Consider the following 4645-nt stretch of genomic DNA (forward strand, 5'->3'; position numbering starts at 1 on the left):
GGCCCTGCCTTCATGCCCACGACCAGCGGCGATCACCCGATCGAGACTCCCGTTCGACACACAGCCCTCAAGATCGGAACGACAACAGCTACTGAGCGTTTCAGTTGGCGGTGTCGCCAGTTGAGGCGCTCAGTCGTGTCGGGTCGTGTCGGAGACCTGCTGCTCGTAGGCCGCTGCCAGCTGTGTCTGCACTCTGGCGTGCCGGAATTGGTACACCGCGCCTTCTTGCCGAAGGACTCCGCGACGATGCGAGTCGTCCAGGAAGGTCATCAGGCGCCACGGCAGCCTGCCGGTGCCGCACAGCCACAAGCGTGTGGTGAGGAACCAACCCCAGGCGCTTAGGGCGATGGCGAGGGCTCCGACCAGCGGCCAGTACGGCGAGAGGGGGCTCTGGAAACTCGCCAGTTCTGACAGCAAAACGGTGGCAAGGGTACCGAGTAGGAACACGATGAGGCCCTGGGCGATCGCTGTCGTTCGGTCCGTGCGCAGACTCGCTCGCGGGCTCAGTGCGCGGACGATGTCCACTGGTGAGAACAGCCATCTGTGCAGTGCGGCGACGGTCCCGATGACCAGACCCGTGGCCAATCCACCTACAAGGCCGAAGGTCACGGCGTTGCTGAAAAACACTCCCGGGGCCGGGACGTAAAGCCATTGAGCTGTCTGAGGGGGCAGGCGGTCCAGAAGGCCCTTGCCGTCGGCGTAGGTGTCGTCGGGAAGCTTTACAACCACCAAGTCGTAGCCGAAGCGGTTTCGTTGAACGTGAAGCTCGATGAGCTCACGGAAGGTGGTACACCGATTCCCTGTCCCTTTTGCGCACACCTCCTTGGCCTCCTCCGGCGTATATGCCCAGCTGCTGTCCACTCCATCGCGGACAACCCGAACCTCAACCTCACGTGAGGCGCGTACGAACCGCTCGCCGTGCGACGACCGGCAGAGGCTCCAGTCACCCGGGGCGACCGCGCAGCGAGTGCCCGGACGCAACGTAAACACATTGGAGCCCTCAGGGAACGCATGCTGCGTACCGGCCCTGATGGCTAGCGCGGTCCCCGCCGCCAGCCCGAGGGGCACGCCGAAACAAAATGCGGCAATCAGCCCAGCCGCCAGACCTCGGCCCACAGCCTGGCCCAGCTGTTGCCACCTCCTGACCCTCGTTGGGCGGAGCGCCTCTGTGCTCCTGACATCAGGGTTGGCCTTCGCTCCGCGGGCGATTGTCAGTGCATAAAGCAGCGTCATAACCGACACGGCAACGCCTGCAGCGAGGGTGTCGGAGCTGCCCCAACCTAGGTAGGAGCCGACCGTGGTCAGCAAAGTGGCCGTGGCGAGAACGAGGGCTGTCATGGACTGGCGACGGCCGCTGAAGGATGCAGTGGAGGGTAGCGGCTCGCCGACGATGCCGATCACAGCCAGGGCCACGGCGGTGGCCAGGCCTGCGGCCATCCCCAGCCAGGCCCGTTCCCGCCAGTCCTGCGTCAAACCCAATCCGCCGTATCGGTCCAGGTAACCGAACACGTGGCCACTGAGGCTTCCTGTGGCCCCAACGATGGCGCCAAGGACGACGGCCGTTCCTGCAACCGGGAGAAGCGCGCGTAGGACGCGGCCTCGGCCTATAGGCGTCACTCCTGGACCACGCGACAGGACGACGTATCCGATGCAGAAGCCGACCAGCAGGCTGGCTACCACGGGTGGACCCACTGCGTTGGGGATCGTGACGACGACCGCTCCCAGAAGCAGGATCGGCCCGAGGCGGCGCAGCGGCCACGGCAACGCCAACCGCAATCGCCACCAGGCAAGATCACGGGCTTGACGACGTTCGAGGTGTGCGGCGAGGAATCCGAGCCACTGACCAATCCGGCCAGCATCGGGAGAATCGCGGAAGGCCGCCGGCACGAATCCCTCGAGTAGGTGCTGCTCGAGGTCGGCGGGGTTGGTGAAGCGCAGATCGAGTAGATCCGTGGGGTCGGCCCCGCCATCGCTGTAGACGACACGCGCCATGGCCACCATCAGCGGCGTCTGGAAGACGTGGCGCAGTGTGCGACAGACGGGATCTTCCGGATGGACTCGCAGGTGGGCGACGACTGGGTCCCAGCGTGTGGTTCGCCTTCCCGCCTCTCCTCTCACTGGTCGCGCAGTGCGTACGAGGTAGGAGCTCACGTCGTCAAAGGAAGGCGGCCTCAGTTCCAATACCGCGGCCGAGGTGAAGGCATCTCCGCTCTGGACCTGCTCGGCATAGTCCTGCGTTCGGCAGGTCAGCAGCACGGGGGTTGTGGTATCCAGCTCAGCGTTCAGCCTGCTCACTGCACGGGTGCGCAGGGGTGGGGGAATCTCGTCCAGACCGTCCAGTACCAGCAGCACCCGGCCATTGGCCAAGAGCTCCCGGACTCGCGTAACCCCCATGGTGGCCAGCGAGGTCGCTGCCCAGGTACGGAGGCTCTCGCGATCCGGCCGCCAGCTGGAGAGCGAGAGGATCACCGGGACGGGGTCGCCGGGTTGGCGCCGCCGTAGTACGTCCAGAGTGAAGCGCACTGCCAGGACCGTCTTGCCGCTCCCCGGAGCACCAAGTACCACTATCCGCCTGGAGGGCACCCGGTTGAAGACCTCGGTGATGTTCTCCCAGCGGTCGCCGGGGTCTACGGTGTCGTGCCATTCGCCGGATACGTCGGACAGCCACGGTTCCGGCAAGGCCCAGGGCACGGGCAGCGGATCGGGATCCTGCAGCCGGCGCAGCCGCCACTCCGCCTGCCATTCGTCCTTGACCGCGTCAGCCAGTCGCCCGGCAAGGCGGTCCAGCCGCTCGGAGGAAGAAGCCTCCTGCTCGGCATCGGCAACGTCATGGAGCAGGTTCCGCACCAATCCGCCAGCGGCCACAAGGAATCCCAGCACCGCCATCAAGGTCCCAGGCTCGCTGAAACCCTTGCCGTTCAACGCTGTCACGATGACAAGGGCAGCGGTGATAGCCAACGCCGTAACCCAGATACCGAGCCGCATGTACCGCACGTGGATGCCCCCGTGACAACCGCTTTCCTAACAGAGGAATACTTTCTGTAATCACGCGGGCATCGGTGCACGCCGCGCCGGGCGGCGAGGTGCGTCTGGGTGGGCTGCTTTGGGGCGGAGGCAGTGAGCCCCTGAGGTCATCCGGGCTCAACGTGCAGCAAGTCCCACAGACCAGTCCGAGCGAGCCCTGCTGGAGCGCCCACGGGGCAAGTCGCCAGTCTTGACCTTCCAGGACATGGGATGGCGCTCAATCCGCCAACTCGACCACTCACTCGCCAACTGAAGCGCTCAGTCTCACTTCCGCCACCGTTGGCCTTCAGCGCGCGTTCTACAGGTCGAACTCGATGTGTTCGACGTCGGTGAACTCCACCAGGAGGCCGCCGGCGCGGCGTCCGCGGTCCTTGAAGTAGACCTCCTGGAGGCCCTCGGCGGCGATGTCACGCAGTTGCTGCTCGTTCGCCCCGGCTTCCTGGGCGTCGAAGAGGCGGGCGGCGTACTCGGGCGGCAGTGCCACGGTGAGGTGGCGCATCCGGCCGTCGTCCGTGGTGCCGGGCGCGGCGGTGTACCCGAACCGTGCGCGGGTGTCGACGAGGATGCCGCCGGTGGTGGCCGCCGTCTTCTTGGCCTTCGCGCGGATCTGCGGCTGCCACTTCTTCTTGACCTCGCGCTCTATGCGGGCGGCCAGCTCGGGGCGCGGCTTCTTGATCTGGTCCTTGACGTAACGCTCGACGGTGCGCTGGGAGATCCCGAGCGCGGCCGCGGCGGCCTTGGTGGACTTGAGCTGCTTTACCTGGTAGCGCATCTGGGCGCCCGCCGACTTCGGAATCGGGCGGGTGAACGCCTTCGCCACCGCCTTGTTGAGGCCGTCCTCGAGCTGTGCCATCGCGGTCTACTCCCCGTCGTCGGTGTGGGTGATGTTGCCGTCCTTGATGTACCGGGCGAGGTTGAGGTCGTCGCCCTGTTCCTCGCGTACGCCCTCGCCCCACAGCACGGTCTGGGTGCCCTCCCACTTGACCAGCCCGGGGTTCACGCCGAGCTTCCAGCCGCCGGGCAGCGCCTTGCCGTCCCGGTAGGGCAGGAAGTCCAGCGGGGACGGGCCGTCGGCCGCGTAGACGGCGCAGTCGGAGAGGATCGCGACCGGGTACTGGCCGGTGAAGGCGGCGTGCTTGACCAGCTTGCGGTGCATGTTGATCCGGGCCCGGGAGATGACGGCGGCGCGGATGTCGGGGCGCCAGGTGGGCCGGGACAGGGCGCGCCATGGCTCGCCGGGGCGCCAGCCCTCGCCGCGGGGCCGCTCGCGGAGCTTGCCGATGCCGCCCTTGACGGTGGCCTTGATCGCGGACACCACGATCGCCAGCTGCGGGTCGCGCTGGCGGTAGCTGTCCATCGCTGCGAGGAACTCCTGCGGGGACAGGTCGGCGGCGACGCCTAGGTCGGCCATCGTCGCCAGGTAGGCGTCGCGCAGCCGGCCGTACCAGTTGTCCAGGTAGCGGCCGTTCTCGTACCGCACCCATGCCTCGATGGGCGCCACGTCGTAGCCGAGCTCCTGGGCGTAGGCCACGGTCGGCGTCGCGTACCAGGCCGGCCCCGTCGGGGTGTCGCCCTTCGGCGTGAACGGGCTGGGCAGCAGGCTGGCGTTGAGGTGCGCCCA

Annotated in this window: 2 protein-coding genes and 1 pseudogene; all 3 read right to left on the bottom strand. The window is 67.1% G+C overall.

The features are described from left to right. Positions 1-129: 129 nt before the first annotated feature. Positions 130-2985 carry an NACHT domain-containing protein gene (locus tag ACFYOB_RS41430; protein ID WP_388570235.1) on the bottom strand — a complete coding sequence of 952 codons (2856 nt, stop codon included), beginning with the start codon at positions 2983-2985 and terminating at the stop codon, positions 130-132. Between the two features lie 337 nt (positions 2986-3322). Continuing rightward, positions 3323-3877, bottom strand: a complete 555-nt coding sequence (gene tpg / locus ACFYOB_RS41435; RefSeq protein WP_388570237.1) for a telomere-protecting terminal protein Tpg — start codon at positions 3875-3877, stop codon at positions 3323-3325. Positions 3878-3883: 6 nt separating this feature from the next. Beyond that, a pseudogene (locus tag ACFYOB_RS41440) lies at positions 3884-4645 on the bottom strand (transcriptional regulator); the annotation flags it as partial.

It is taken from the genome of Streptomyces sp. NPDC006463 (assembly GCF_042870715.1).
Taxonomy (GTDB): domain Bacteria; phylum Actinomycetota; class Actinomycetes; order Streptomycetales; family Streptomycetaceae; genus Streptomyces.